General features: G+C 63.9%; 38 protein-coding genes. 36 read left to right on the top strand and 2 right to left on the bottom strand.

Annotation, left to right across the window (positions count from 1 at the left end; translation table 11 throughout):
- The first annotated feature begins 5 nt into the window (after positions 1-5).
- The 16 genes from BBSC_RS07505 (at position 6) to BBSC_RS13970 (ending at position 6,828) form a co-directional block, all read left to right on the top strand.
- On the top strand, positions 6-245 hold the full coding sequence (locus BBSC_RS07505; RefSeq protein WP_033519696.1) for a hypothetical protein: 240 nt from the start codon (positions 6-8) through the stop codon (positions 243-245).
- 2 nt (positions 246-247) lie between these two features.
- Positions 248-412, top strand: coding sequence for a single-stranded DNA-binding protein (locus BBSC_RS13725; RefSeq protein WP_144414444.1), 165 nt, complete (start codon positions 248-250; stop codon positions 410-412).
- A 9-nt stretch (positions 413-421) separates the two neighbouring features.
- Positions 422-709 (top strand): hypothetical protein, encoded by a 288-nt coding sequence (locus tag BBSC_RS12845; RefSeq protein WP_051923155.1) that lies wholly within the window; start codon positions 422-424, stop codon positions 707-709.
- Between the two features lie 13 nt (positions 710-722).
- Entirely contained in the window at positions 723-1,295 is a 573-nt protein-coding gene (locus BBSC_RS07495) for a hypothetical protein (RefSeq protein ID WP_033519695.1), read from the top strand.
- Between the two features lie 2 nt (positions 1,296-1,297).
- On the top strand, positions 1,298-1,615 hold the full coding sequence (locus BBSC_RS07490; RefSeq protein ID WP_144414443.1) for a hypothetical protein: 318 nt from the start codon (positions 1,298-1,300) through the stop codon (positions 1,613-1,615).
- Positions 1,612-1,806: a hypothetical protein gene (locus BBSC_RS13720; RefSeq protein ID WP_144414442.1), complete on the top strand. Its 195-nt coding sequence runs from the start codon at positions 1,612-1,614 to the stop codon at positions 1,804-1,806. Before BBSC_RS07490 ends, BBSC_RS13720 begins: the two co-directional genes overlap by 4 nt.
- A 4-nt stretch (positions 1,807-1,810) precedes the next feature.
- Positions 1,811-2,803, top strand: coding sequence for a helix-turn-helix domain-containing protein (locus tag BBSC_RS12840; RefSeq protein ID WP_051923154.1), 993 nt, complete (start codon positions 1,811-1,813; stop codon positions 2,801-2,803).
- Entirely contained in the window at positions 2,800-3,087 is a 288-nt protein-coding gene (locus BBSC_RS07480) for a hypothetical protein (protein ID WP_033519693.1), read from the top strand. The genes BBSC_RS12840 and BBSC_RS07480 overlap by 4 nt, the downstream gene beginning before the upstream one ends.
- Complete coding sequence (locus tag BBSC_RS07475; protein WP_033519692.1) at positions 3,080-3,496, top strand: hypothetical protein; 417 nt, start codon at positions 3,080-3,082, stop codon at positions 3,494-3,496. The genes BBSC_RS07480 and BBSC_RS07475 overlap by 8 nt, the downstream gene beginning before the upstream one ends.
- Complete coding sequence (locus BBSC_RS07470; protein WP_046726313.1) at positions 3,493-4,113, top strand: hypothetical protein; 621 nt, start codon at positions 3,493-3,495, stop codon at positions 4,111-4,113. The genes BBSC_RS07475 and BBSC_RS07470 overlap by 4 nt, the downstream gene beginning before the upstream one ends.
- Entirely contained in the window at positions 4,110-4,232 is a 123-nt protein-coding gene (locus tag BBSC_RS14375) for a hypothetical protein (RefSeq protein WP_269429209.1), read from the top strand. Before BBSC_RS07470 ends, BBSC_RS14375 begins: the two co-directional genes overlap by 4 nt.
- Before the next feature lie 43 nt (positions 4,233-4,275).
- Complete coding sequence (locus BBSC_RS07465; protein WP_033519691.1) at positions 4,276-4,455, top strand: hypothetical protein; 180 nt, start codon at positions 4,276-4,278, stop codon at positions 4,453-4,455.
- 151 nt (positions 4,456-4,606) lie between these two features.
- Positions 4,607-5,314 carry a hypothetical protein gene (locus tag BBSC_RS07460; protein WP_033519690.1) on the top strand — a complete coding sequence of 236 codons (708 nt, stop codon included), beginning with the start codon at positions 4,607-4,609 and terminating at the stop codon, positions 5,312-5,314.
- 66 nt (positions 5,315-5,380) lie between these two features.
- Complete coding sequence (locus BBSC_RS13715) at positions 5,381-5,581, top strand: hypothetical protein (RefSeq protein ID WP_033519689.1); 201 nt, start codon at positions 5,381-5,383, stop codon at positions 5,579-5,581.
- Positions 5,582-5,649: 68 nt separating this feature from the next.
- The gene (locus tag BBSC_RS14065) at positions 5,650-6,108 is read left to right on the top strand and encodes a helix-turn-helix domain-containing protein (protein ID WP_033519688.1); all 459 of its coding nucleotides are present in this window, start codon (positions 5,650-5,652) and stop codon (positions 6,106-6,108) included.
- Between the two features lie 336 nt (positions 6,109-6,444).
- Entirely contained in the window at positions 6,445-6,828 is a 384-nt protein-coding gene (locus BBSC_RS13970; protein WP_033519687.1) for a DUF4145 domain-containing protein, read from the top strand.
- Positions 6,829-6,866: 38 nt separating this feature from the next.
- Here BBSC_RS13970 and BBSC_RS07440 read toward each other — a convergent pair whose 3' ends face one another.
- Positions 6,867-7,073 carry a hypothetical protein gene (locus BBSC_RS07440; protein WP_033519686.1) on the bottom strand — a complete coding sequence of 69 codons (207 nt, stop codon included), beginning with the start codon at positions 7,071-7,073 and terminating at the stop codon, positions 6,867-6,869.
- Positions 7,066-7,230 carry a hypothetical protein gene (locus tag BBSC_RS13965; protein ID WP_156102371.1) on the bottom strand — a complete coding sequence of 55 codons (165 nt, stop codon included), beginning with the start codon at positions 7,228-7,230 and terminating at the stop codon, positions 7,066-7,068. The genes BBSC_RS07440 and BBSC_RS13965 overlap by 8 nt, the downstream gene beginning before the upstream one ends.
- 325 nt (positions 7,231-7,555) lie before the next feature.
- On the opposite strand from BBSC_RS13965, the gene BBSC_RS07435 reads away from it, so the two are divergent.
- The 20 genes from BBSC_RS07435 to BBSC_RS07350 all read left to right on the top strand — a co-directional run bounded on the left by BBSC_RS07435 (position 7,556) and on the right by BBSC_RS07350 (position 23,612).
- Complete coding sequence (locus BBSC_RS07435) at positions 7,556-8,128, top strand: hypothetical protein (protein ID WP_051923153.1); 573 nt, start codon at positions 7,556-7,558, stop codon at positions 8,126-8,128.
- Between the two features lie 2 nt (positions 8,129-8,130).
- A complete protein-coding gene (locus BBSC_RS13960; RefSeq protein WP_156102370.1) occupies positions 8,131-8,292 on the top strand; it encodes a hypothetical protein in 162 nt (53 codons plus the stop codon).
- Positions 8,292-8,645 carry an HNH endonuclease gene (locus tag BBSC_RS07430; protein ID WP_051923152.1) on the top strand — a complete coding sequence of 118 codons (354 nt, stop codon included), beginning with the start codon at positions 8,292-8,294 and terminating at the stop codon, positions 8,643-8,645. The genes BBSC_RS13960 and BBSC_RS07430 overlap by 1 nt, the downstream gene beginning before the upstream one ends.
- A gap of 115 nt (positions 8,646-8,760) precedes the next feature.
- Positions 8,761-9,240 carry a phage terminase small subunit P27 family gene (locus tag BBSC_RS07425; protein WP_033519685.1) on the top strand — a complete coding sequence of 160 codons (480 nt, stop codon included), beginning with the start codon at positions 8,761-8,763 and terminating at the stop codon, positions 9,238-9,240.
- Entirely contained in the window at positions 9,194-10,972 is a 1,779-nt protein-coding gene (locus tag BBSC_RS07420) for a terminase large subunit (RefSeq protein ID WP_197074467.1), read from the top strand. The genes BBSC_RS07425 and BBSC_RS07420 overlap by 47 nt, the downstream gene beginning before the upstream one ends.
- On the top strand, positions 10,947-11,117 hold the full coding sequence (locus tag BBSC_RS13955; protein ID WP_156102369.1) for a hypothetical protein: 171 nt from the start codon (positions 10,947-10,949) through the stop codon (positions 11,115-11,117). Before BBSC_RS07420 ends, BBSC_RS13955 begins: the two co-directional genes overlap by 26 nt.
- The gene (locus BBSC_RS07415; protein WP_033519683.1) at positions 11,114-12,367 is read left to right on the top strand and encodes a phage portal protein; all 1,254 of its coding nucleotides are present in this window, start codon (positions 11,114-11,116) and stop codon (positions 12,365-12,367) included. Before BBSC_RS13955 ends, BBSC_RS07415 begins: the two co-directional genes overlap by 4 nt.
- The gene (locus tag BBSC_RS07410; RefSeq protein ID WP_081892880.1) at positions 12,351-14,366 is read left to right on the top strand and encodes an HK97 family phage prohead protease; all 2,016 of its coding nucleotides are present in this window, start codon (positions 12,351-12,353) and stop codon (positions 14,364-14,366) included. The genes BBSC_RS07415 and BBSC_RS07410 overlap by 17 nt, the downstream gene beginning before the upstream one ends.
- A gap of 15 nt (positions 14,367-14,381) precedes the next feature.
- Positions 14,382-14,936, top strand: coding sequence for a hypothetical protein (locus tag BBSC_RS07405; RefSeq protein ID WP_033519681.1), 555 nt, complete (start codon positions 14,382-14,384; stop codon positions 14,934-14,936).
- Positions 14,926-15,321 (top strand): hypothetical protein, encoded by a 396-nt coding sequence (locus BBSC_RS07400; protein WP_033519680.1) that lies wholly within the window; start codon positions 14,926-14,928, stop codon positions 15,319-15,321. Before BBSC_RS07405 ends, BBSC_RS07400 begins: the two co-directional genes overlap by 11 nt.
- Positions 15,293-15,634 (top strand): hypothetical protein, encoded by a 342-nt coding sequence (locus BBSC_RS07395; protein ID WP_033519679.1) that lies wholly within the window; start codon positions 15,293-15,295, stop codon positions 15,632-15,634. The genes BBSC_RS07400 and BBSC_RS07395 overlap by 29 nt, the downstream gene beginning before the upstream one ends.
- The gene (locus BBSC_RS07390; protein WP_033519678.1) at positions 15,634-16,026 is read left to right on the top strand and encodes a hypothetical protein; all 393 of its coding nucleotides are present in this window, start codon (positions 15,634-15,636) and stop codon (positions 16,024-16,026) included. Before BBSC_RS07395 ends, BBSC_RS07390 begins: the two co-directional genes overlap by 1 nt.
- A 27-nt stretch (positions 16,027-16,053) precedes the next feature.
- Positions 16,054-16,689, top strand: a complete 636-nt coding sequence (locus tag BBSC_RS07385; RefSeq protein WP_033519677.1) for a hypothetical protein — start codon at positions 16,054-16,056, stop codon at positions 16,687-16,689.
- On the top strand, positions 16,661-16,942 hold the full coding sequence (locus BBSC_RS07380; protein WP_033519676.1) for an Ig-like domain-containing protein: 282 nt from the start codon (positions 16,661-16,663) through the stop codon (positions 16,940-16,942). The genes BBSC_RS07385 and BBSC_RS07380 overlap by 29 nt, the downstream gene beginning before the upstream one ends.
- Positions 16,943-17,023: 81 nt before the next feature.
- Positions 17,024-17,356: a hypothetical protein gene (locus tag BBSC_RS07375; protein WP_033519675.1), complete on the top strand. Its 333-nt coding sequence runs from the start codon at positions 17,024-17,026 to the stop codon at positions 17,354-17,356.
- 44 nt (positions 17,357-17,400) lie between these two features.
- Entirely contained in the window at positions 17,401-17,766 is a 366-nt protein-coding gene (locus BBSC_RS07370; RefSeq protein ID WP_051923151.1) for a hypothetical protein, read from the top strand.
- A gap of 22 nt (positions 17,767-17,788) precedes the next feature.
- Entirely contained in the window at positions 17,789-21,097 is a 3,309-nt protein-coding gene (locus tag BBSC_RS14240; protein ID WP_051923150.1) for a tape measure protein, read from the top strand.
- A gap of 9 nt (positions 21,098-21,106) precedes the next feature.
- Positions 21,107-21,856 carry a hypothetical protein gene (locus BBSC_RS07360; RefSeq protein ID WP_033519673.1) on the top strand — a complete coding sequence of 250 codons (750 nt, stop codon included), beginning with the start codon at positions 21,107-21,109 and terminating at the stop codon, positions 21,854-21,856.
- A gap of 5 nt (positions 21,857-21,861) precedes the next feature.
- Positions 21,862-22,998, top strand: a complete 1,137-nt coding sequence (locus BBSC_RS07355) for a hypothetical protein (protein WP_033519672.1) — start codon at positions 21,862-21,864, stop codon at positions 22,996-22,998.
- A gap of 2 nt (positions 22,999-23,000) precedes the next feature.
- A complete protein-coding gene (locus BBSC_RS07350; RefSeq protein ID WP_034535418.1) occupies positions 23,001-23,612 on the top strand; it encodes a hypothetical protein in 612 nt (203 codons plus the stop codon).
- The last annotated feature ends 106 nt before the right edge of the window (positions 23,613-23,718 follow it).

Below are 23,718 nucleotides of genomic sequence, written 5' to 3'. Positions count from 1 at the left end.
GTCGGATGCCGTTGCTTGACGAGGGATTCCGCGTGGATCTGAACCCGGTGCCGTTGGAGGCCCGCGAGGCGTGGACGCTGCCGGACGCGGCGCTCGTGTACGGGCTGGACGTGGTGGCGTTGCGCTACGCGTCCAGGCAGGGCGATCTGGACACGTTCAGACCGCCGAACCGTGACGGGCGGCCGGGCAAACGCAAGGTCAGCCGCAAGGCCATGGACCGGTGGATCAAGGAAATGGAGGAATAGGAATGGCTAGGGATCCAAGCATCGCGATCATCAGGGGCCAGCTCGCGGCCGACCCGGAATACCGGACCACGGGCAACGGGGTGCCGGTCGTGAACCTGCGCATCCTGTCGAGCGGATGGGAGAAGGACGCGAACGGCCAGCCGGTCGACGTGACGCCCACGAGCTGACAGTGCGAGGTGTGGCGTGATCTCGCCGACCATATCAACTGCTCGTTCGCCAAGGGGGACCAGGTGCTCGCCACCGTGCATCCCAAAACCGAAACGTACCAGCGGCAGGACGGCAGCACCGCGTGGAGCGTGAAATGGGTGGTGGACGACATCGGCCCGAGCCTCCTGCGCGCCACCGCGCAGATCACCCGATTCAAACGCGGACAGGCGCCATCCCGGCAGCCCATGCAGCCTGCGCAGTCCGTGCCATCGGAGCCGACCGGTTTCGACGAATTCACGAATGACCCATGGAACTGAAAGGAACATCATCATGCCCAGATTGTCGAACGAACAGTTGATCGAATTGTGCGCGACCCCGTACGAACGACTGTCGCCCACGCAGCGGCGCAGCGCCCGCTCCTACAAGCGCAAGGCCATGAACGACGAGTCCCTGACCCAAGAGGCGGAACGCCTCCTGGAAGACCAGCCGCAACTGTCGGTCACCCAGGCGTACTACTCCGTCATGCAGCTCAACAAGCCCAAAGCCTCTCCGAAGGAGTCGGGTCCGGCGGAGTCTCCGAAGACCGGGATCGGCCGCATCGAGGAGGACCTGCCCCGCACGGTCGATGGACTGCTGATCCTGACGGACTGGCCCGAGGACATCGAGACGGTGCATCTGCGGCCCCCGAGCAAATGGGATCATCCCGCGGCAACATTGCAGTCCGGGGGGATAGGCGTGATCGCCCGCGGGATGACGCGCCGGCAGGCGATGAGCCTGCGCCGGAGGATCCGCGCCGGCGAGATCATCGCGTTCCGTCCCAAGGGCGCCTGGCGGGTCGAGATCGCCCCGGATCACGCGCAGGCGGACAAGTGGTGGGTGCTCGCCCAATACCAGGGACGGTGATCGTGGTGGATCTGGAGGATATGAAGCGCTTGTGCGACGAGCTGCATGACGCGCTCGACGAACTGGACGACGACGCGAACGTGCCTGACGATCCGGTCGATGACATGGCCTGTGACGAGCCGGAACTGCCGTTGGGGCTCATCCTGGACGAATGCCGCAGCCTGCTCGCCGTCGCTCACAAGACCGTGCTCAAGGTCGAGGAACTGGGCGTGGAATACCAGATTCCGGGCCTGCCGGAACGATCCAACGCGATCGCGGGGAGCCTGCTCGACGCGATCGGCCTGGTCAACGATGCCGCGGGACGGGAGCCGGACCGATGAAACGGTTGACGCCCAGCATGCGGGAGACGCTGATCGCGTTGCTGAACCGCAACATGTATCCGGTGGACCGCAACAATTCACGCACGTTCGAGTCGTTGGAGGAACGCGGTCTGGTCCACCCGGATTTCTTCGGATTGTGGAGCCTGACCGACCTGGGCCACCGGGTCGCTCTCGGACTGCTCAGGAGGTGACGTCATGAGTTCCCTGTTGTATGGCAAGGCCAAACGCGTCCAAGTGGGGGACAGGTCGGCCAAGCTGATGCTGCTGATCCTGTGCGACTACGCGGACGAGAACAATTGCGCGTGGCCCAGCATCGACCGTCTGATGGCCGAGGGCGAGGCCAGCGCGAGCACGGTCCAACGCGCCCTGCGCTATCTCGAGGACCGTGGGCTGATCGTCCGCGACACGGAGTACGGCACGCGCTACCGGGCCGACCACAGCCCCTACGTGTACCGCATCGTCCTGGACAAGGCCGAACCGGTGGAGTACCGCAATCGCAAGTCCAGGAAACGCTACCCCGAACCACGGGGTGTCATGGATGCTACCCCGTGCGAGGATCCACGGGGTAGCGTGGATGACACCCCGTCCGATTCACGGGGTAGCACCCATGACACCCCGTCACAGGGTCACGGGGTGTCACCCATGACTTCACGGGGTGTCACCGGTGACCGTCACGGGGTGTCACCCATGACGCCACGGGGTGTCACCCATGACACCCAATCTCTTAAAGAACCATCATTAGAACCGTCAGAGAGAGTACGCGCGCGCGAACACCAAGCCCGACGCATCCAACTGCTCGCCGACTTCCGACCCGACGACGAACAACGATCCCTCGCCGACGACTACGGGATGGACTGCGACTGGGAGCTGCGCAAGTTCCGAGCGAAACTCACCGGCACGGGCGAATACCCGGCCGATCCGAAAACCGCGTTCACCCTGTGGCTCGACCGCGGACACGAGCTCAGCATAGGCAAACCACCGGCGAGCGCCGAAGACGACCTGACCCGCAGGGCCCGCAAGCTCCTGACGACCAGCAGCATGCTCAAAACCCTCCAGCCCGACACTGGTGAGCGTTTGCAATGGTTGCCGCAGGTGGTCCGACTGTTGGCTGAGGGTGTCGAGGCTCCGCGGATCGTCGTGCTGATCCGGCGGGCGATGGAGTCCGGGAGTCTGGGGGAGGCGGCATGAGCGGCATTGTCGAGGAGACCGTGGACTGGCGCACCGCCGATCCGGAGACGCTGGATGGTTGTCGGTGCATCGTCACCACGGTGAGTGGCACGGTGATCGACGGATATCTGCGGGCCGTGCCGGGTATGCCGGGCTCGCAGTCGACGCGGTTCACGCTCGCGGACAGCGAGGTCATGCTGGGCGAGCTGAGGATCATGTCGGTCAGTGGCAGGCATCGCACGGCGATCCTGCAACCGCATGTGAGGTCGCTGACGGTGACCCGTGGAAGGAGATGCCATGGGTGACAAGCCGACCCGTGAGACGCTGCGTCTGGTGGAGGGCCGCGAAATGGACCGGTGCATCGTGTGCGACCGATACTGTCGCGACGGGTATTGGCCCGGCGCTTCGCATCATCACAGGAAACGCCGTTCGCAAACCTATGGTGATCCGGAACGGCATGCGCCCAGCAACATCATCCGCGTGTGCGGGCTCGACAATTCGACCGGATGCCACGGATGGATCCACCGTCACCCGACCGAAGCCCGTGCCCTGGGCTATCTGCTCAAAAGCTGGGACCCCGATCCCAGCCGGGTACCCGTCTACAGCAGGCGCAGGGGATGGATCCTGCTCGACGTGGACGGCCAGTACACGCCATGCCCGCCACCGGCAGGCATGCCCAACCATCCCATAATCAACCGAAAGGACCAGCAATGACCAACACAATCACCACAACCACCACCATGCCGGCGAGCGCCAAGACGAGGGATCGTCTGCTGTTGTGGGTGGATACGGAGACGGATGGCGTGAACCCGGAGTTGTGCGAGATTTTCGAGGTCGGGTTGAAGCTCACGGACATGCGAGCGACGCGGATCCTGAGGTCGATGAGTGTGGTGGTGCGTCGTGAGTGCGTGCATGTGGATCGGGGTAATTGGAAGGCGATCCGGATGCATGTGGATAACCGTCTGTTGGATGAGTGTTTGGATGATGAGCGGTCGAGTAGCATGGCGGCTGTCGGGTTGCAGGTGGGTGATTTCATCACCGCGGCCACGAATGATGCGATCGTGTATCCGGCCGGCACGAACCTGACCTTCGACCTGCGGATCATCCGCCGCATCCTGTCCAGCCAGTTGGACGGGCACACCGCCGACCGGATCATGAATACCCTGCATTACCGGCATCTGGACGTCACCTCTTTCCGTCTGGCCGACCAGGCCCTCGACCATGACCCGTACCAGCATCATGCGGGCACCCACAGGGTCGACGACTGCCTGACCCGCGACATACAGGATTACCGCGAATATTTGCAACGCTTGAACGGAGATGAGCAATGAGCAACGACGACATCATCAAACTAATCCGTATGGCGCTCGCCGCCAACTGCCAGATCACCGTGACCATCACACCCAAAGGCTTCGACGGCGACGAGACCGAAACGGGGGAGGAGCAATGAGCCAGAACCGTGGTCCTGTCCGGACAGTGAGAACGGAGGGCATATGGTGACGGCGCGAATCCGCGACATGATCCTCGACTGGCACGACAAGGGCATCAGCGTCGACGAAACCGCCAACGTCCTCAAACTCCCCGAAAACCAGATCAGCGACATCATCAAAGCCGGACACCCCAAGAAACAGCCCGAACCGCCCCGACCGGAACCGCCGGCATTCGACATCTAACCAACCACACCAACCATCAACCACGAACGCCGACAACCACGAACACCGGCAACCATGCCGGCGTTCGCCGGATAAACGGAACCCTCCACCTGTGCGGCGGAGGGCGCGTCCTGCAGACACCACTATAGCCGACGTGGAGGGTTTCGAACAAATGAACGAACACAATGCCGCCAGTTTCCGCCGTGACCTTGCCTCGATCCGCAACGGTCTGCCCGCGCTGCGCGAGATCGCGGCCAAACGCGCCCGCGTCACCAGCCGCCAGACGGGGCATGGCAGCAGGACGGTGGCGCCGATCCCGCTCAACCTCGGCGCGTGGAGCCTCCTGCAGGACATCCTCACCCTCGTCGAGCATATGAGCCGCGTCCTCGGCCTGCCCATGCGCATGGACGCCGAGGGACAGCTCAAAGGCATCATCCCGCACGCCGACAAGCTGCTCGAACGTGCTGACGCGCCGGCGATCATGGAACTCGTCTCGCAGGCCGAACGCCGATTGGATCGTATGCTCAATCCTCCACCCGAAACCAAGATGATCGGCTGGTGCCCAACCTGTGGCTGCGAACTGCGCTGCGATCCGCTGGAACTGCAATCCGGATACAAGGCATGCGACCGTTGCGCCGGCGAATACCGGATCAAGGACATCCATCGCAACAGTATGCTCAAACTCGCGATCGGGGGAGCGCAGGGCACCTCAAGCGGGATCAGGGCGCTATTGGCGCCGTGGGGCATCGACATCAAACGCAACACCATCAGCCAATGGGCCAAACGCGGCATCATCCGCCCCGTCGCCGCGGATGAGCACGGCGATCCTGTGTATCTGGTGTGGGACATCTGGCAGGCACATGTGCGCAAGAACAAGTAGCCCCGATATGGCTATTTGCTATTTGACAAGGACTGTAATAGAATTTTCTTGCTTATCCGAAAGGAGGTGAATAGTATAGCAAATGAGATCAAGGAGCTGCTCGGCAAACTGGAAAAACAGGGATGCACCATCGTCCGCACGAGGAGGGGCCACTACAAGGTCTTCCTCGACGGTAAATGGATCACCACCCTTGCCGGCACGCCGAGCGACTGGCGTTCTCTGAGGAACTCTCTTGCTCCCCTGAAACGCGCGGGCGTACGCCTGTGAACGCCGGGCCGGGCTACCGAAAGGGTGCCCGGCTCCTTGCCCCATGCACACAAGGAGAAACAACCACCATGATGGAGTATTGGAACGTCGTCATCGAGTTCGACCATTGCTACGCGGACGACGGCGTCGATGAAGACATTCTCGATGCTTTCCTGGATTGGCACGCCGCGGTGGCTCAGTCGCCGTCCGGCCGGCTTGAGGTGACTCTTTCGCTCCCCGCCGAGAGTATGCGCCAGGCATGCCTTACCGCGCTGTCGCTGCTTGCGGACAGAAAGTCCCTGCCGGAGGCCATCCAGATCCGCGTCCTCCAGTCCGCGGAATTCGACCGTCTCAATGGCTTTGCCCCCGTGCCTCCCATGCTTTCCGTGACGGAAGCCGCTGCCGTGCTGAACATCAGTCGTCAGCGTGTGTTGCAGATGATCCATGACCACAGCCTGCATGGCGTGAAGGTCGGCAACGGCTGGGCTCTTGTACGCGCGGAGATTGACAGCTTGCTGGCTGCCAAGCATAATGAAAGCATCTCATAAAACTATATATTCACTAATCGGATAAGCAAGTGTTACTTGATTCTGAGTGACCGATGGGTTGGGCCGTAATCCACATGGATTACGGCCCTTTCCGTTTCCTCGCCGAGACTGTCACCGATATTTGACAAACCCAAACTGTCACCGTATACATGTCTACAGTGGTCATTTTCTATCGACGATGGCGGATGTCTGCGCGACTTACAATATTGTCATGGCTTCAAGAATCTGCTGGCACTGCAATCTGAATGGCTTCCTGTGATAGCGGGTTGCCATTTTGAGGCTCAGGATAATCTGCAGTGGTATCCGGCAAAGCCTCTGGGGAAGGAGTATGAGAACGTGCCTCAAGACATTGCCTCTGCCGCTTCGGAAGCATATGCCTGCTTCTCCATCAACGCCAACCGCGCTGCCGTGCTACTCGCCAGAACAGCCGTGCAAGCCATTGCCAAGGACAAGAACATCCATACAAACAATCTCTACGGAGATATCGAGAAAATGGCCGAAACCCATGTCGTCACCGACCAATTGAAGGACGAAGCGCATGAGATCCGCTTCATCGGCAACGATATGGCGCACGGCGATCTCGGAACGCCGGTAGACGCGGACGACGCCGCCGACATCCTCGGCTTCCTCGATTCCCTTCTCGACTACGTATACCAGCAACCCATGGCCATCCAGAAGCGTCGTGAACTGAGAGAGAAACGCAAGCAGCGGCACGCGTGATGCATCGAGTCAAGACCCCGCCAATATGCGGGGTCTTCTCATGCCTGCTTGTTCTTGCGCGGCCTGCCTCCGCCGACGCCTCGACCGGGGCGCTGCGCGTTCCACTTGTCGATCGTCTCCGGAAGCCAGCCGCGCGCTCTGCCCACGGTCACGTCGGCCTCGGGCAGCTTGTACTGGGCGAGCGCCCCCTTGGTGATGCCGAGCTTTTCGGCAACCTCGGTCAGGCTGAGATAATGCCTAGTCATCGTTTCCGCCTTTTCCGTCGTGGTCGAGGCCGGCTGCGAGGCCGAACAGTCCGGCGGTGAGCGCGAAGCCTCCGGCGAACGATCCACCGAAGGACATTCCCAGTGCCAGTACGCCGAAGGCCAGCGACAGCAGGCCCCATATGCGTGATCGTTCCATGGTGCGCTCCGTTCTGGTAGTGTTGGGTAGAGGGGTTCTGGGCGGTACCTGCGCTCGGAACCCCTTGCCCTATTCACTTCTTGTGTCGGGGCTTTTTCCTTTCTCTGGTCCTCCATGCCACCCAGAACGCCGTTCCGGTCGATACGGCTTGGAGGGTCAAGGATAGCCAATCGTTGATGGTCATGGCCGCCCTTTCACTTTTCTGTTGTCGTCGGTCTTCCTTGCCGACATATCTATAATAACATCGTATCTAAAGATATTCAAGCGGAGAACACGACGACACGCCGCATATTTCAACGATCACAACCCCTCGAAGGAGTCTCGCATGGCAAATGACATCACCTACCTGCAGCAGATCAACGATGCGGACGACGTTCCCCAGCCGACCCAGATCCGCAAGGCCCAGTTCGTGGACGCCGACGGCAATCCCGTCGGCGGTCCATCCTCCGCGCCGAGCACGCCGGCCGAGCCGGCGGACGGCAGCATATCGCCGGCCAAGCTCGCCGGCTATTCCGCCGACACCGACCACGGCAGGATCCCGAAGGTCAAGGGCGACGGCACCGGATTCGATTTCGTCGACGTCCCGGCCTCGCCCACGGCGGACACCCTGACAGGCGCGACCGACACCGGCAGGGCACTGCTCAAGGCCAAGGACGCCGCAAGCGCGAGAACCGCCATCGGCGCGGGCACCAGCTCGTTCTCCGGCTCGTACGCCGACCTGACGAACAAGCCGGACATTCCGGCCGCATACACACTGCCCGCGGCGGGCAGCGCCCTCGGCGGCGTCAGACAGGCGGCCTACGTGGCGGATCCGGCGGGCGACACCGTGACCAAGGCCGAGTTCATCGCGTTGCGCGACGCGCTGGTCGCATCCGGCGCCATGGCCGCCAAGGGCTGAGCATGGATGCCGAGATCCTCCACCAGCTGACGCGCATCGCCGACGCACTCAACAACACCGGCATGCAGGTCACCCGCGAGCAGGCGCTCAACGCATGGCCATTGCGCATGTACGAGGACGAATACCTCAACGCATTGCAGCAGCTCGGCATCGAGATCGTCTGATGCCCGGCAAACCCCGCGCCCGCTGCTCCCATCCCGGCTGCACGCTCAAGGCCGTGCGCGACGGATTGTGCGACCGGCACCAACGCCAGCCATGGCAGCATCCCAGCGCCCACACGCGCATGAGAGCCGAATACTCCGCCGAATGGCGACGCGTCCGCTGTTTCGTGCTCGAACGCGACCATCACGCATGCCGGCGATGCGGGCGCACGGGATGCCATATCGTCGACCACATCATCCCCATCGGCGCGGGCGGCGCGTTTCTCGACCCGAACAACTGCCAGACATTGTGCGAACAGTGCAACGACTGGAAGAACGCGGACGACCGGCGACGCTACCCGAAGATCTTCCACTGACAGGGTATGGGAGTCCCGGAAAACACGTTTCGACGGCGAAATCCGCGCCGCCGAAACTCTTTTTTTCGCGTCTCATGTTTTTGGGGTCGAACCACCATTCGGGAGGTACGGGATCATGGGCCAGCGAGGACCGCAGAAGAACCCGCTCGGCCTGCGCATCGTCAACGGGCGCGGCGCCGGCCGCGACTCGGGCGGCAGAAGGATCGCCGACGACGACGCCGGTTTCGAACGCGGCGCGCCGGCCGTGCCGAAATGGCTGACCGGCGAGGCGTTGAACACCTGGCGGCGCATCGTGCCCAAACTCGCCAAACGGGGCATCATCAAACCCGAGGACCGGGACGCGCTGGCCGCCTACTGTCTGGCGGTCGCCTCGATGCGCCAGGCGCAGGAAAGCATCGACGAGCAGGGCGTGCTCATCGCGACCGAACGCGGCGCGCAGAAACTCAACCCGGCGTTCACGATCCTGACGCAGGCGTCGAACACGATCCGCGCGTTCGCGCACGAGTTCGGCCTGACCCCGGCGAGCGAATCGAACGTGGCAAGGAGCGATGATGGCGAGCAGGAAGACAACCCGTTCGCCGCAACCGGCGTGTGATCCGCCATCCGCCGAGGAACTGGCCGGGCTGAAGGTCAGCCCGGAGGTCGCGTGGTACATGCTCGACCGCGGGTATCCGCTCCCGCAGGAATGGCAGGCCCCGAAGACCAAGACGCCCGAACCGCGCGGCGTGGACGGGGCGGTGTTCGACCCGGGACGCGTGGACAAGGTCCTCGCCTGCTTCCACGTATTGCGCCACACGCAGGGCAAATGGGCCGGCCGGCCGCTGGACCCGGACCCGTGGCAGATCGCGTACATCCTCGCCCCGGTGTTCGGCTGGATCCGACGCAACGACGACGGCCAGTGGGTGCGCGTGATCCGCGACCTGTACGTGGACGTGCCGCGCAAGAACGGCAAATCCACGCTGTCGGGCGGCATCGCCGTGTACATGCTGGGCGGCGACGGGGAGCCGGGCGCGCAGGTGGTGTGCGCCGCGTCGACCGAGCATCAGGCCGGATTCGTGTTCCAGCCCATCAAACAGCTCGTCGAGAAGACGCCCGCTCTGAAGGGCGTGATGGTCGCCCATCAGAAACGCATCGTGCACAAGCCGTCCGGCTCCTACATGGAGGTCATCAGCTCGGCCGCGGACGCGGCGCACGGCATGAACCTGCACTGCTTCATTTGCGACGAACTGCACGTGTACAAGACCCCGGACCTGGTACGCACCCTGGAGACCGGCCGCGGTTCGCGCGCCCAACCGTTGGGCGTGCGCATCACCACGCCCGACGACGGCAAGACCAACACGATCTACGATCTGACCCGCACGTACGTGGAGAACGTCGCCAACGGGCTGATCGACGACCCGGCCTACTACGGGGTCATCTGGGGCGCCGACGAGAAGGCCGACCCATACAGCGCGGCCACGCAGATGAGCGCGAACCCCGGATACGGCAAGAGCCCCACCAGCGAATATTTGCGCGACGCGGCCAACAAGGCCAGAAACTCGCCGGCCGAACTGGCCACCTACCAGCGCCTGCACCTGGGCATCCGCACCAAGCAGAAGACCCGTTTCCTGACCCTTGACTCATGGGACCGCAACATGGGCGAACCCTATGATTCGCCCGACCGGTTCTACAAGGAATTCAAGGGGCGCGCCTGCTGGGGAGGATGGGACCTGGCCGCGGTGTCCGACCTGACCGCATGGGCGCTCGCGTTCCCCGACGGCGACGCGTACGACGTGCTCGTCAGGTTCTGGGCCCCCGAAGACGCCCTGCCCGCACTGGACAAGCGCACGGCGGGCTCCGCCGGCGCATGGAGCCGCAAGGGGTGGCTCACGCTGACGCCGGGCGCGGTCACCGACTACGCGTACATCGAGAAGCAGATCCTCGCCGACATGGAAACGTTCGGCCTGCAGACCATCGGATATGATCCCTGGAACGCCACGCAGGTGTCGAACGACCTGCAGGCCGCCGGATTCGACGTGGACCGGCTCACCCCGGTACGCCAGGGCGCCAAGACCCTGAGCCCGGTCCTCAAGGAAATGCAGCGGCTGCTGCTGACCGGCACGCAGGCGCATCCCCTGCTGCGCCATCACGGCAATCCCGTATTGCGCTGGAACGTCGACAACCTCGCCGTCAAGGAGGACGTCAACCAGAACGTCCAACCCGACAAGGCCGACAGCCGCGACAAGATCGACGGCGTGGCCGCACTGTGCAACGCGATGAGCGAGGCCATGACCAGACCGAAACCCAAGGAGACGAGCATCTATGAAACCGAAGGACTCTTCGCCTGAACCGATCCGCGACCTGATCGCAGACCTGCTCGCCATCCTCGGCATGATATTCGCGACGATCGGCTTCGCGCTCATGTGGATCCCGCTCGGCTTCATCGTCGCCGGCATCTGCAGCATTCTCATAGGATGGAGGCTGAGCCAATGAGCATCCTGTTCCGCAGGAAAAGCGCCGTCCGTGATTTCGGGCCGCCGGCGACCGTGACCGGCAAATGGTACGTGGCCGACCCCGGCACCCCACTGACCAGCGAAACGGACCCATGGCGGATCCTCAGCAGCCAGCCGTCGGTGCGCAAGGTCACGTCGTTCATCGCCCGCAACGTGGCCCGCGTGCCCATGGTCGCCTACCGGCACACCAGCCAGGGCCGCGAGAAACTCGGACCCGGCGACGAACTGTCCGACCTGGTCAACGATCCGGCCGGCACCGGCCCCGGCATCAGCCGATACCGGTTCGTCTACGACCTGATGATGGACCTGCTGCTCTACGACAGGTTCGCATCCCCCTACATGCCGGGCAGAGAAAACCGCTTCATCCGCTGGCCCGCCATCCGCTGGCAGTTCCACACGGTCGACGGCGCCTACAACGCGATCGACGGGGTGACGAACGGCAACGGCGAGACCATACCCATCGAAACCTGCTTCTGGGATTGCGGCTACGGATCCAGCCAGGGCATCAGCCCGATCCTCACCCTGCGCCAGACGCTCGACGAATACACCGAAAGCGTCAAATGGCGGCGCGAGATCTGGAAGCACGGCCTGCGCATGCCCGGCTACTGGAGCCAGGCGCTCGGAGAGGCCGCTCTGACGCCCGAAGCCCGACGCCTCCTGCAGCAGGAACTCGCCGACTGGCTCGACGGGGGAGGCAAGGAAGGCGAAAGCCCCGTCCTGCGTGGCATCGAATACAAGGACATGACCGGATTCAGCCCCAAGGACGCGCAGGAGGTCGAGGGACGCACCCTGTCCGACATCGAGGTCGCGTCCGCCTACCAGGTGCCCCCGGAAATGGTCGGCGCCCGGCAAGGCAACTACGCGAGCACGCAGGCGTTCCGCGACGCCCTCTACCGCGAAACGTTGGGCAGCTGGTTCGAACAACTGCAGTCCGCGTTCAACAAGCAGATCTGCGACCGGTATTTTCCCGACTGCTTCGTGGAATTCAACCTCGAAGCCGCGCTGCGCGGCAGCTTCATGGAAGACGCCGTGGTCACCAGCCAGGCGGTCGGCGGGCCATGGCTCTCCGTCAACGAGGCGCGCACCGACCACGGGCGCCAGCCGCTGGGCCCCGAATACGACGAGATCCTCACCCAATTGAACACGGTGCGCGGAGGCGGCGACGCCGCCAGCCCGCACGACACCGGCAGCCAGAACATCGGAGGCGTGAACAATGAGCAAACCCGCTGACAAACGCATGAAACGAACCGTCAAGGCCAGCGTGCAGCCGATGGGCGTGAACAACGGACAATCCCTCGGCGAAGGCCGGTTCACCGCGCTCGTGTCCGTGTTCGGCAACGTCGACTCCTACGGCGAGGTCGTCATGCCCGGCGCGTTCAAGGAATCCCTGGAACGGTGGAAGGCGAGCGGCGACCACATCCCCGTCATGTGGGCGCACGACTGGGACGACCCGTTCTCCCACATCGGCATGGTCACCGACGCGTACGAGACCGACACGGGCCTCATGGTCGACGCGCAGCTCGACATGAGCAACCCCACCGCCGTGCAGGTCTTCAAACTCCTCAAGGACAGGCGGGTCAGGGAATTCTCCTACGCGGGCGACGAAAGCGACTTCACCGTCGTGGACACGCTATCCGGCCCGGTCGTCCAAGTCGGCAGGATCGACCTGATCGAGGTGAGCGCCTGCCTCAAGGGCGCGAACCCCGCCACCGTGCTCGGCGCCACCAAAAGCGACCCCGCCCGGTCCGAAGCGGACACCGTCGACGAAAAAACACCGCCGGACGACGATACCGGCGACACCGGGGACGAGACCCGCGAACCCGACGAGGATTCCGGACCCTTCGCAACCCAACTGACACGCGACGAACTGCGCGACCTCATCCGCGAGGCCATCGCCGAAACCCGACGGCAGGCCGACGACGATCCCGGAACAGGGAACGAATCGGCGGCATCGGAACCAATGAGTTTGCCCGAACTGACCGCGTGGGCGGCGGACATGGAAACCAACCTTATCAAGGAGGAACCAATGAGCTACAAGACCGAGCTCAAGGAAACGCTGATCCGCGTCAAGGCCATCGCGGACAAGGCGAAGAGCGAACACCGCGAATTCACCGACGAGGAGAACGACGAGATCGTCGCCCTGCAGCGCAAGGCCGACGACCTGAACGCCAAAATCAGGAAGTCCGACGAGGCCGCCGTCGCCATGCAGAAGATGCTCGGCGACGAAGAGGCCCCGACGGCCACGCCGGGTATCGCCGCGGCGAAGACCCTCGGCGACGCGTTCGTCGCCTCCGACGCGTACCAGGCGTTCAAGAACGCGCCCATCCCGGACGGCACGCCGGTCAACATCAAGCCCGGCAAGCTGACGGTCAAGGCCGACCCTGCGCCGATCAACACCACGCTTCCGGGCGCGGTCACCCCGCAGATGCAGCCGGGCTACATCGACCTGACCTATCCCACGCCGAACGTGTTCCTCGGACTGATCACCCGCGGCGCCACGGCCGCCAGCTACGTGCAGTACCGCCAGCTGGTCAGCATGGCCAACAACGCGGCGACCGTCGCCGAAGGCGGCGTCAAGCCGCTGTCCACGCTGGGCACGGCACTGGCCGAGGCGAAGGTGTGGACCGCCGCGGACGGCGTGAAGGTCACCAACCAGGAACTCGCCGACGACGGCATCATCAGCACGCTCATCAACACGATGCTGCAGCGCAACCTCGAATCCTACCTGGAGAACATCATCCTCAACGGCAAGGCGCAGACCGACGCCGGCGAGGCGACCGGCAACCCGAACGGCATCCTGAACACGCCCGGCACGCTCTCCCAGGCGTTCGCCACGGACATCTTCACCACGACCCGCAAGGCCAAGACCGCGCTCGGCAAGCTCGGCGTCGCCATCCAGGCGATCGTCCTGAACCCGGAGGACAACGAGACGATCGACCTGACCAAGGACGCCAACGGACGCTTCTTTGGGCAGGGCCCGTTCGCCGCAGGCCCGAACACCCTGTGGGGCATCCCGCGCATCGAATCGCAGGCGGTCCCGGTCGGCACCGCCATCATGGGCGACTTCAGCACGGTCCAGCTGCTCAACCGCGAGCCGCGCACCGTGACCGCGTTCAACCAGAACGAGGACGACGCGCGCCACAACCTGACCTACGTGCGCGCCGAGGAACGCAACCTGCTGTTCATCCGCGAACCCAAGCGCCTCAACATCATCAAGCTCGCCAAGTAGCAGGGAGGCCCCGTCATGGCCAGCAACGACACCCCCGGTCTGACTCCGCTCGTCTCCGTCGAACAACTGGCCGCCAAGACCGGCGCGAAACCGGACGACGACCGGCTCAGACTCGCCGCAGACATGGCCTCGGCCCGATTCCGCGAACAGACCGGCAACCCGATCAGCCTGACCGAGGAGACCATCGTCATGGACTCGCCCGGCTGCAGGACGCTCGTGCTGCCCGTCTGGCCGGTATCGGACGTGCGGGATCTGAGGATAGCCGGCAATCCGGTCGACGACTACGAGTGGACCCATGACGGCATGATCCGCGCCCGCGACCCGCTGCCCGACCTGTGGCGGGGCATCACCCTGACCTACACGCACGGCTACGATCCGATCCCCCAGGGCATACAGGACGTGGTCCTCGAACAGGCGCAGGCCATGGTCGAACTGCTGCCGACCGTCGTGTCCTACACGACCGGCGCGGAAAGCCGCCAGTACTCCAGCGCCCTGACCGTGGGCACCACCGCGCAATGGGCGGCCATGGTCGCCCGGTATTCGATCGGACGTGGCGCCAATGCCGGATAGGGATGGACTGCACGGCGAGACCATAACCGTCATCACCCGCACCGCCAAGCCCACGCCCGGCGAATACGGGATGCCCGACTACGGCAACAGGCGGACCGTGCTCGACGGATGCTCGGTGCAACCCGTCACCGCGGCCGAGACCCCGTTGTTCGCGGACGCCACACGCTACCCGCGATACCGGGTCATCGGCCCCGCAAGCCGGCTGTTCGCCGACCTGGTATCCGGCGACGCGCTCATCGAATGGGCTGGCCGCCTGTGGATCCCGGCCGGCAGCGCGTTCGACTGGAAAACCATGGACGGGCTCGGCAACCACACGGAACTGTACATCAGCCCCGACAACACGACGGAGGTGACCGATGGGCAAACCACGGATCAACGTCACTGACCAGTGGATCCAGCAGAACGTGCTGGCCAATCCCGGGGTGCGCAAGGCATTGAACGCGACGGCCCGACGACTGCTGCCCATCGCCCGGCGCATCGCCTACAAGGAGCACGCCCCCGACTACGCGGACAGCCTGCGCATCGAGACCGGCACCCGTCCCGGCACGAAATCGCCCACCGGCGTCAAACGCCCCTACGCGCGCGTGATCGCCGGCTCGGAGACTGCCGCCGAACAGGAATTCGGCGGCAAAAACATGCCCAAAAGGGGATTCCTGCGCCGGGCAGCCGCCGAACTGGGAGAAAGCGTGGCCCGCTGATGGCCATGCCGATCACCGGAGGATTCCCCTCCGCCACGCGCCTTTTGCGCACCTGGATCGAAGAGCACACCGGCCGCCCCGTATGGACCCGGCTGCCCGACAACATGAGCGCCCTGCTGCCGTTGATCATGGTCTCGCCGGCCCCGTCCGGCGGCATCGACGGCTATGAGCGGCAAAGCTCGCTCGACATCGACGTGTACGTCACCGGCCCCGACCAAATGGAGCCGCTGGTCCGCGAACTGGAGGACAGTCTCGCCAGCCTGCAGGGCGACGGCAACCGGTACGGGTACGCCGACTCGTGCGGCCTGACCGGCTTCTCGGAAATCCCAGGCAGGGATCCGTCCGTCCTGCGCTGGACCGCTACCGCGACGCTCACCATGCGCCCGCAATAACCACCAACCAAAACCCAAGGAGCAATCATGGCCGATCTGGTCAGTCGTCTGAACGACAACAACAAGAACGTGCGCAAATGGGGCACCATGGCGATGCTCGTCGCCGACTACGGCACCCCGGTACCCGACAAGCTGTGGAACGACGACGGCACGCCCGCCGACTTCGGCGCCGAATTCAAGATGATGGGTTACGTGACCACCGACGGCTTCAAGAACAGCCAGAGCGTGGACACGTCCGACACGAACATGCTGCAGGACATCGAACCCGTGCGCAGCGACATCACGTCCAAGACCCGCACCCTGCAGTGCGTGTTCGGCGAGATGAACGCATGGGTCAAGGCCCTCGCCCACAACATCCCGGTCGCCCAGTGGCCCGAAAACAAGGACGGCGACTGGGAATACTCCGACGGGGAGATCAGCGACAACCCGTACTACGTGATCGTGCTGCTCGGACAGGACGGCATCGGCGACAACGCCGTATACCGCGTCGAGATCGCCTACCGGTCCAAGGTCACCGACTACGGCGACCGCACGTCGAACCGCACCGACGCCGAAGGCGAGGACCGCACCTTCACCTGCTTCCGCGACCCGGCGACCGGCAAATCCTACTACGAGGCCACCAAGGCAAAAAAGCGTGACGTCGGTGACGGTAACCGCCCCTAACGGCGGAGCCGCGCCGACGAACGTGCAGGTCGGCAAGACCATCGGCCTGGGAGCCCAAGCCACGTGGAGCGACGAGCACACGAGCATGGCCGAGGCCGACGCATGGACCTCCAAGGACAAGGGCGTCGCCACCGTCGACGCCAAAGGCGTCGTGACCGGGGTCGCGGCCGGCACGGCGCGAATCAACGCCACCATCAACGGGATCACCAGCCCCGACCTGTCGATCACCGTCAGCGCGCCGGCCGGCGCGTGACGTTCCGGCCCGCGCGGTCTTCCCTTCCTTTCGCCGCGCGGGCCCTCCCATCCGAAAGGAAGAATCCGAAAGGAAACCATCATGAAGAAGCTCAGCCTCCACGCGGTACGCCAGAAGTTCAAGGAAACCCATCCGAACGTCTCCGAGACGATCGATTTCACCATCGACGACAAGCCGGACGCCAAGGTGTTCCACATCGAGCACCCCCTGTTCCAATCCAACAAGACCAAACGCGCCCTCGAGAAGGCGCGCGACGCGCAGAACGACCTCGACATGGCCCAAGCCCTGCTCGGCGACCAGTGGGACGACTTCGAACAGGCCGGCGGACAGGCCGGCGACGTGATGCTCATGCTCGCGAGCCTGCAGAACGAACTCACAGACACGCTGCCCGACGGAACCCCTACACGGCGCTAGAACTCCTCGACGGCGACGGGCACCCGGAACTATTGGAGGCCGCATTGTGCGCGGCCTACGCTCCCCGTGACCCGATCGCCGAGTTCTGGCGCGGCGAAATCACCCTGCGCATGCTGCGCGTCCTCATCCAGGGCTTGCCGGCCGGCAACGTCTGGCAGACGGCATGCACCCACAACCCGTGGACCGACCGCGAATACCTCCTGCACGACATCGGCGACGCGATACGCGACCTGACCCTCATGGTCGCCAACTCCAACCCCTACCGGAAAACACCGGTCGGCGAGGAGGCGATACGCCCGCGCATCCCCTACCCGGACGCCCCGCAGCCGCCCATCGACGACGATGCGGAAAGCCGGGCGGCGCGCGACGAACTCGACGCGCTGATCGGCTCGATGAGCGTCGGCAAATAACCCCAGAAAGAGAGCGTGCCCGATGGCCGGAACAGCCGCATTCATCGACGTGCTGCCGAACCTGAACGGTTTCGGCGGCAAACTCGTATCGGGCGCGCAATCCCAGGTCGCCAACGCCGGTACCCGGCTCGGCGACGCGATGGCGAAAAGCATGAACGCCGCCGCATCGAAAAACGGCACGGACGGCATCGTCGCCAACCTCGAAGCAGCCGAGAAAAAAGCCAAGAACGCCGTCAAACAAGCCACCAAGGAAATCGGACAGGCCCGAGACCAGCAGCGCGTAGCCGCGATGAACCTGCAGGCCGCCGAACGCAAACTCGACGAAACCGTCCTGAAGAACGGGCGCAACAGCTCGCAGGCCATCAAGGCGTCGGCCCAACTCGAATCCGCCCGATCCAAGGCCCGCACCGCGACCAGCCGCCTCTCCGACGCGGAAAACACGCTGCGCGAAGCGCAGAACGCCGCCAAGGAAACCACCACACAGCTCAAGGACGCGCAGGAAAAAGCCGCGTCCACGGAAACCAAACGCGTCGGCATATTGGAGCGACTGCGCAACGCCTACGGGGCGACCGCGGACGCAGGCGGCGAACTAGCCGGCAAATCCAAGCTCTCAGCCGGCGCCATAGGCATGATCGGCGGCGTCGCCTCCCAGATATCCGGACGTGTCATCGACGCTTTCAGCGGCATCGGAAGCCAGATCACGGAAGCCTCCGACGCAACCGACAAATTCAAGCAAACCCTGGGCTTCGCCGGAATCGGCGGCAAGGACATCGACAAGCTCACCAAGCAGACGCAGAAATACGCGGACCAGACAGTCTATGACCTTGCCGATATTCAGAACACTACAGCCCAGCTGGCCGCAAACGGCGTTCCCAACTACGAGAAACTGGCCGAGGCGGCGGGCAATCTGAACGCGGTCGCGGGAGGCAACGCCGAAACCTACAAGTCCGTGGCGATGATGCTCACCCAGACGGCCGGCGCGGGAAAACTGACCACGGAGAACTGGAACCAGCTCGCCGACGCCATCCCAGGCGCGTCCGGAAAACTCCAGGAAGCCATGAAAGCCAACGGCGCGGTCACCGGAAACTTTCGCGACGCCATGGCCGACGGGCAGATCACAGCCGATGAGTTCAACAAAGCCATCATGCAGCTCGGCACGCAGGACGTAGCCAAGCAGGCAGCCACCAGCACCAGTACCATCGAGGGCGCATGGGGCAACCTGCAAGCCAGCATCACCGGCGTGGGGACCCAACTGCTCAACACCGTCAAACCGCAGATCACCGGTGTCATGAGCGGCATCGGCGACGTCGTCACCAATGGTTTCGCGTGGCTGCAATCCAATGGTCCGGCACTCATACCGGTGATCGCTGGGATCGGCGCGGGATTCGCGACATGGGCCGCAGGAAGCATCATCGTCTCAGTCACGGGTTGGTTCCAAGGCCTGTCCGCCGCGATAACCGCAGCGGGAGGAGCGGTCAAATTCCTCACCGCGGCGGTATCGGCAAATCCGCTGGGACTGATCATCACCGGCGTGGCTCTTGCCGTAACCGCGCTGACATGGTTTTTCACGTACACCGAAACCGGGCGCCGAGCGTGGTCGTCGTTCACCGGGTTCCTTGCTGGCGCGTGGAATATCGTATGGCCGGCGTTGCAGTCCGGCTTCCAGTGGGTGGTATCCGGCCTGCAAGCACTCGGCACGGCATTGTCCTGGCTGTGGACAAGCATCATCAGCCCGACACTCGGATTCATCAAAACAGCGTTCCAACTGGCGATGACGATACTGGGAACCGTGTTCTTCACTCCATTCCAGCTCGCGTTGAACCTGCTTGGCACCGTATTCAACTGGCTGTACACGAACGTTTTCCAACCGGTGTGGACGGCGATCCAAAGTTCGTTCAACACCGCGTGGAACTGGATCAATCTGAACGTGATCACCCCGTTCAAAACGGCGTTGAATCTGCTCGGCACCGTATTCAATTGGTTGTACGCGAACATAGTGGTCCCTGTATGGAACGGCATCCAATCCGCAATAAGCGCAGTATGGAACTGGCTGAGCACGAACGTCATAGACCCCTTCAAAAGGGGCATAGACAATCTCGGCAAAGCCATGCAAGGCATGAAGGACATGGCGGTCAAGGCATGGGACTCCCTGAAGGACGCGGCCGCGAAACCCGTGCGCTGGATCGTGGACGTCGTCTATACGAACGGCATCCAAAAGGTGTGGAACGGCATCGCCAACGCGGTCGGCCTCGACCTCAAGCTACCGGACGCACAGTTCGCGGCCGGCGGCATCAACCCCGGCTACGCGCCCGGCCATGACAGCATCCTCGCGCTCACCTCGCCCGGCGAGGCGTGGATGGTCCCCGAATGGGTCAGGGCCGTGGGCGCGGGCAACATCCACCGGTGGAACCGCATGGCACGCAGTCAGGGCGCCGGGGCGGTACGCCGCGACATGGGCATGCAGGCCTACAAGGACGGCGGCATCGTCGGCAAGGCCAAGCAGGCCATTAGCGGCATCGCCGACGCGATCGGCTCGTTCGTCGCCGACCCCGGAGCGTTCATCACGTCCCGGATCCTCGACCCCGTACGCAGCATGGTCGCGAGCATCGGATCCGGCAGCTGGGGGCAACTGGTCGCACAACTGCCCGTCAAGGTCGCGTCCGGTCTGATCGACAAGGCCAAAAGCATGGTCGGGAAACTGTTCACGCCGGCCGACACCGCCCAGGGCGGGCCGGTCAGCTGGCAGGGCGGCGCCGGCGTCGAACAATGGCGACCGCTCGTCCTCAAAGCCTTGAACATGCTCGGACAGCCCGCCACATGGGCCGACACCGTGCTGCGACGCATGAACCAGGAGTCCGGCGGCAACCCCAACGCCGTCAACAACTGGGATTCCAACGCCGCGGCCGGCATCCCCTCGCAGGGCCTCATGCAGACCATCCCGCCCACGTTCAACGCGTACGCGGGACCCTTTACAAGCAAGGGCATCCTCGACCCGATGGCCAACATCTACGCGGGCATCAACTATTCGATCCATCGCTACGGATCCATCGCCGGCATGAACCGGCCCGGAGGCTACTCGACCGGCGGCATCGTCCCCACCCGGACGGCCCTCTACGACAAGGGCGGATGGCTGCCGCAAGGCAGGACACTGGTCGAGAACCGGACCGGAGCGCCGGAACTGGTCCTCAACCCCGAACAGGCGAAAACGTACCGGCAGGACTCGCGCAACGTCGAATACAAGCCCACCTACATCATCCAGGGCCTGACCTGGGATGACGTGGAAGCGAAGATCACGGCGCGCAACCGCCATGACATGGCGCCGTTCAGCTAAGGAGGATCCATGGTACGGGTGACGATCGAAACCGACACGGATGTCATCGGCATCCAGTCGCCCATGCTCGACACCCGCTACCACGGGTGGTGGCTCAAATCGATCAAAGGCTGGGACAGCCCGCCGGCCACCGATTACAAGCCACAGCGACGCCCCACGGCGGACGGCTCCTACATGCCGGCAGCCGGCCAACTGACCACCGAGGGACGCACCCTGGAACTCGCGTGCTGGACCGTATGCGAGTCCAGCATCGCACAATCCAACGCATGCGACCGCATCGCCGACCTGATCGGCCGGATCCTGACCATACGCGTCACGGATTCGGCCGGCACCCGCCAAACCAGCGGATGGATCACGGACGACCCCAACGGCACCCGCTGGCGACACGAGGAAAACCTGAACTTCACGCTCGTGATCTACTGTCCGGACCCATTGAAATACGGGCCCCCGATCGAATACCCGGCCAGCGTGGACACGATCACGGTCCGCAACCACGGCACCCAACCCGTCTACCCGATCCTGCACGTCACCGGCACGCCAAAAACAGTCTCCCTGACCTATGACGGACACCGGATCACATGGACACTCCCCGATATCGGCCCCGTGGACGCCAAACTCGACCTCGCCGCCATGATCCCCGACACGGGAACCATAACCATGGACGACGCATTCCGTATCCCGCCAGGAACGCACCTGATCCGCAGTACCACCACCGGCAACGCGAACACATCCCTGATCATCCGCAACGCATGGAGATGACACGCATGGACCCCATCATCCTCAAGGCATACAACGGCCTAACCGGAACCTACCTCGGCCGCCTGCCCTACACGACACTATCCGGCCAGGACTCCATCAGCGACGAAGGATCGATGAACGCCACCATCCCCGACTGCAAGCAGTTGCGCCTCATCCCCGACCTGGACCCGTACCTGCACGACTGGGGCACGATCTACGCGGCGCACATGGGCGCTCGCATCCTGCACGCCGGCTACCTGACATCCCACAGTCTCAACGACACAAGAGACGAGCTGACCCTGACGATCGGCGGCGGGGGCACGATCCTCAACAAACGCAAGGTCCTCAACGTCAAGCTGCGCGACTCGTGGAAGGACGGGTACGTGCTCATCGACGAGGACCATCCACCGGGGGAGTGGGTCCTGAACGCGAAAGGCTCCTACAGCGATCTGATCCGCAGCCTCCTTACGGAAACCATGAAATGGGGGGCGCTGCCGTACGACCTGCCCGACATCGACGGCGACGCCACGCACGAACGCACGTGGAACGGCTGGGAATTCCCTAGCGTGTGGGACGAGATCAGCGATATCGCAGACCTGGACGACGGGCCGGAAATCCGCCTCGACCCCCGAGTCGACTACAACAACCACATCCGTTTCCGACTGCGCGTCGGCACCCCGGAACTCGTCGACCGGACATGGCGGTGGAACCGGCTCGCGCCAGGACAGCGGATCATGCTCGCCGGCACGGACTGCGACGGGAGCAGCCTGACCTGCCAGCACTACATGATCGGAGGCAAAACCGACGACAAAACCCTCGTCGCCAAAGCCGACGGCACGACCCTGCTCGACAACGGCTGGCCACTCCTGCAAACCGCGGACTCCTCCCATTCGACGATCAGCCAACTGCCGACACTGCAAAGCCACGCCAGAGCCGCCATCGCGACAGGCGACGCGGACCAGTCCACCCACGGACTGCAGGCCGGCCTCGAACACGACGTGCACGTCGGCGACCACATCATCCTGCGCGTCACCCACGAAAAACCATCCGTACAGGAACGCGACCTGCTGCTCGACCCGACCATCGAACTCAAAACCACCGACGTCAAATGGAACGCGAACAGCGAATGGCAAACCATCCAGACCAGACCAACGGAGGAATAGGCATGCCACGCAAATACCATCCCGGCACGATCGATAACGCGCAGGTCATCCGCCGCATCAACCAGCGCACGGCCCGACGCCTCAACAACGCGCTCACCTCCGAAGGCACCCGCCCGTTCCAGTCGGTCGAGAAGCTTACCCAGCAGCAGGCTGATCTGCAGGCGTTGGTCGGTTCGGCGCTCAGCGTGGTCGCGGATGAGTCCGCGGTGGAGGGGTTCGGCCCGCCATCCTCGGAGTGGGGTGATCTGTGCGCGGTGCGGGTCAGCGTGCCGGCTGGCCGTTCGGTGAGCGCGGTGCAGGCCACCGGCACCGCGACCATGACCGCCAAAAGCACGAGCGTGGAGACGGGGTGCGTGTTGCGCCTGCTGGTGGACGGCCGGCAGGTGGCGTCGGGGGTGATGTCGCGTGAGAGCGCGGAATCCGACCAGTGGGACGGCCTCGTATCCGGGGTGATCAATTTGAACAATCTCAAGCCGGGAGACGTGATCTCCGTCGTATTGCAGTATCGGGCCGCGACCCCCGCGGACTGGCCGAAACAGGAGTCGAACACGGCGGATCTGACGGTGCAGGCCGCGTTCCCCGTCGTCTCGACGACCCGTGAGGGAGGTGCGTGATGCCGATTGTCGGACGGTGTGTGAAGCACAGGGATGTGCGGTTCATCCGGGGTGATTCATTCCGGTTTGGTTTCCATTGGTCGCGGAGGAATCTGGCGACCGGCGC

Source organism: Bifidobacterium scardovii JCM 12489 = DSM 13734 (genome assembly GCF_001042635.1).
Lineage (GTDB): Bacteria > Actinomycetota > Actinomycetes > Actinomycetales > Bifidobacteriaceae > Bifidobacterium > Bifidobacterium scardovii.
The sequence above is the reverse complement of the archived record's forward strand: the minus strand, read 5'-3'. Positions and strand labels throughout refer to the sequence as shown.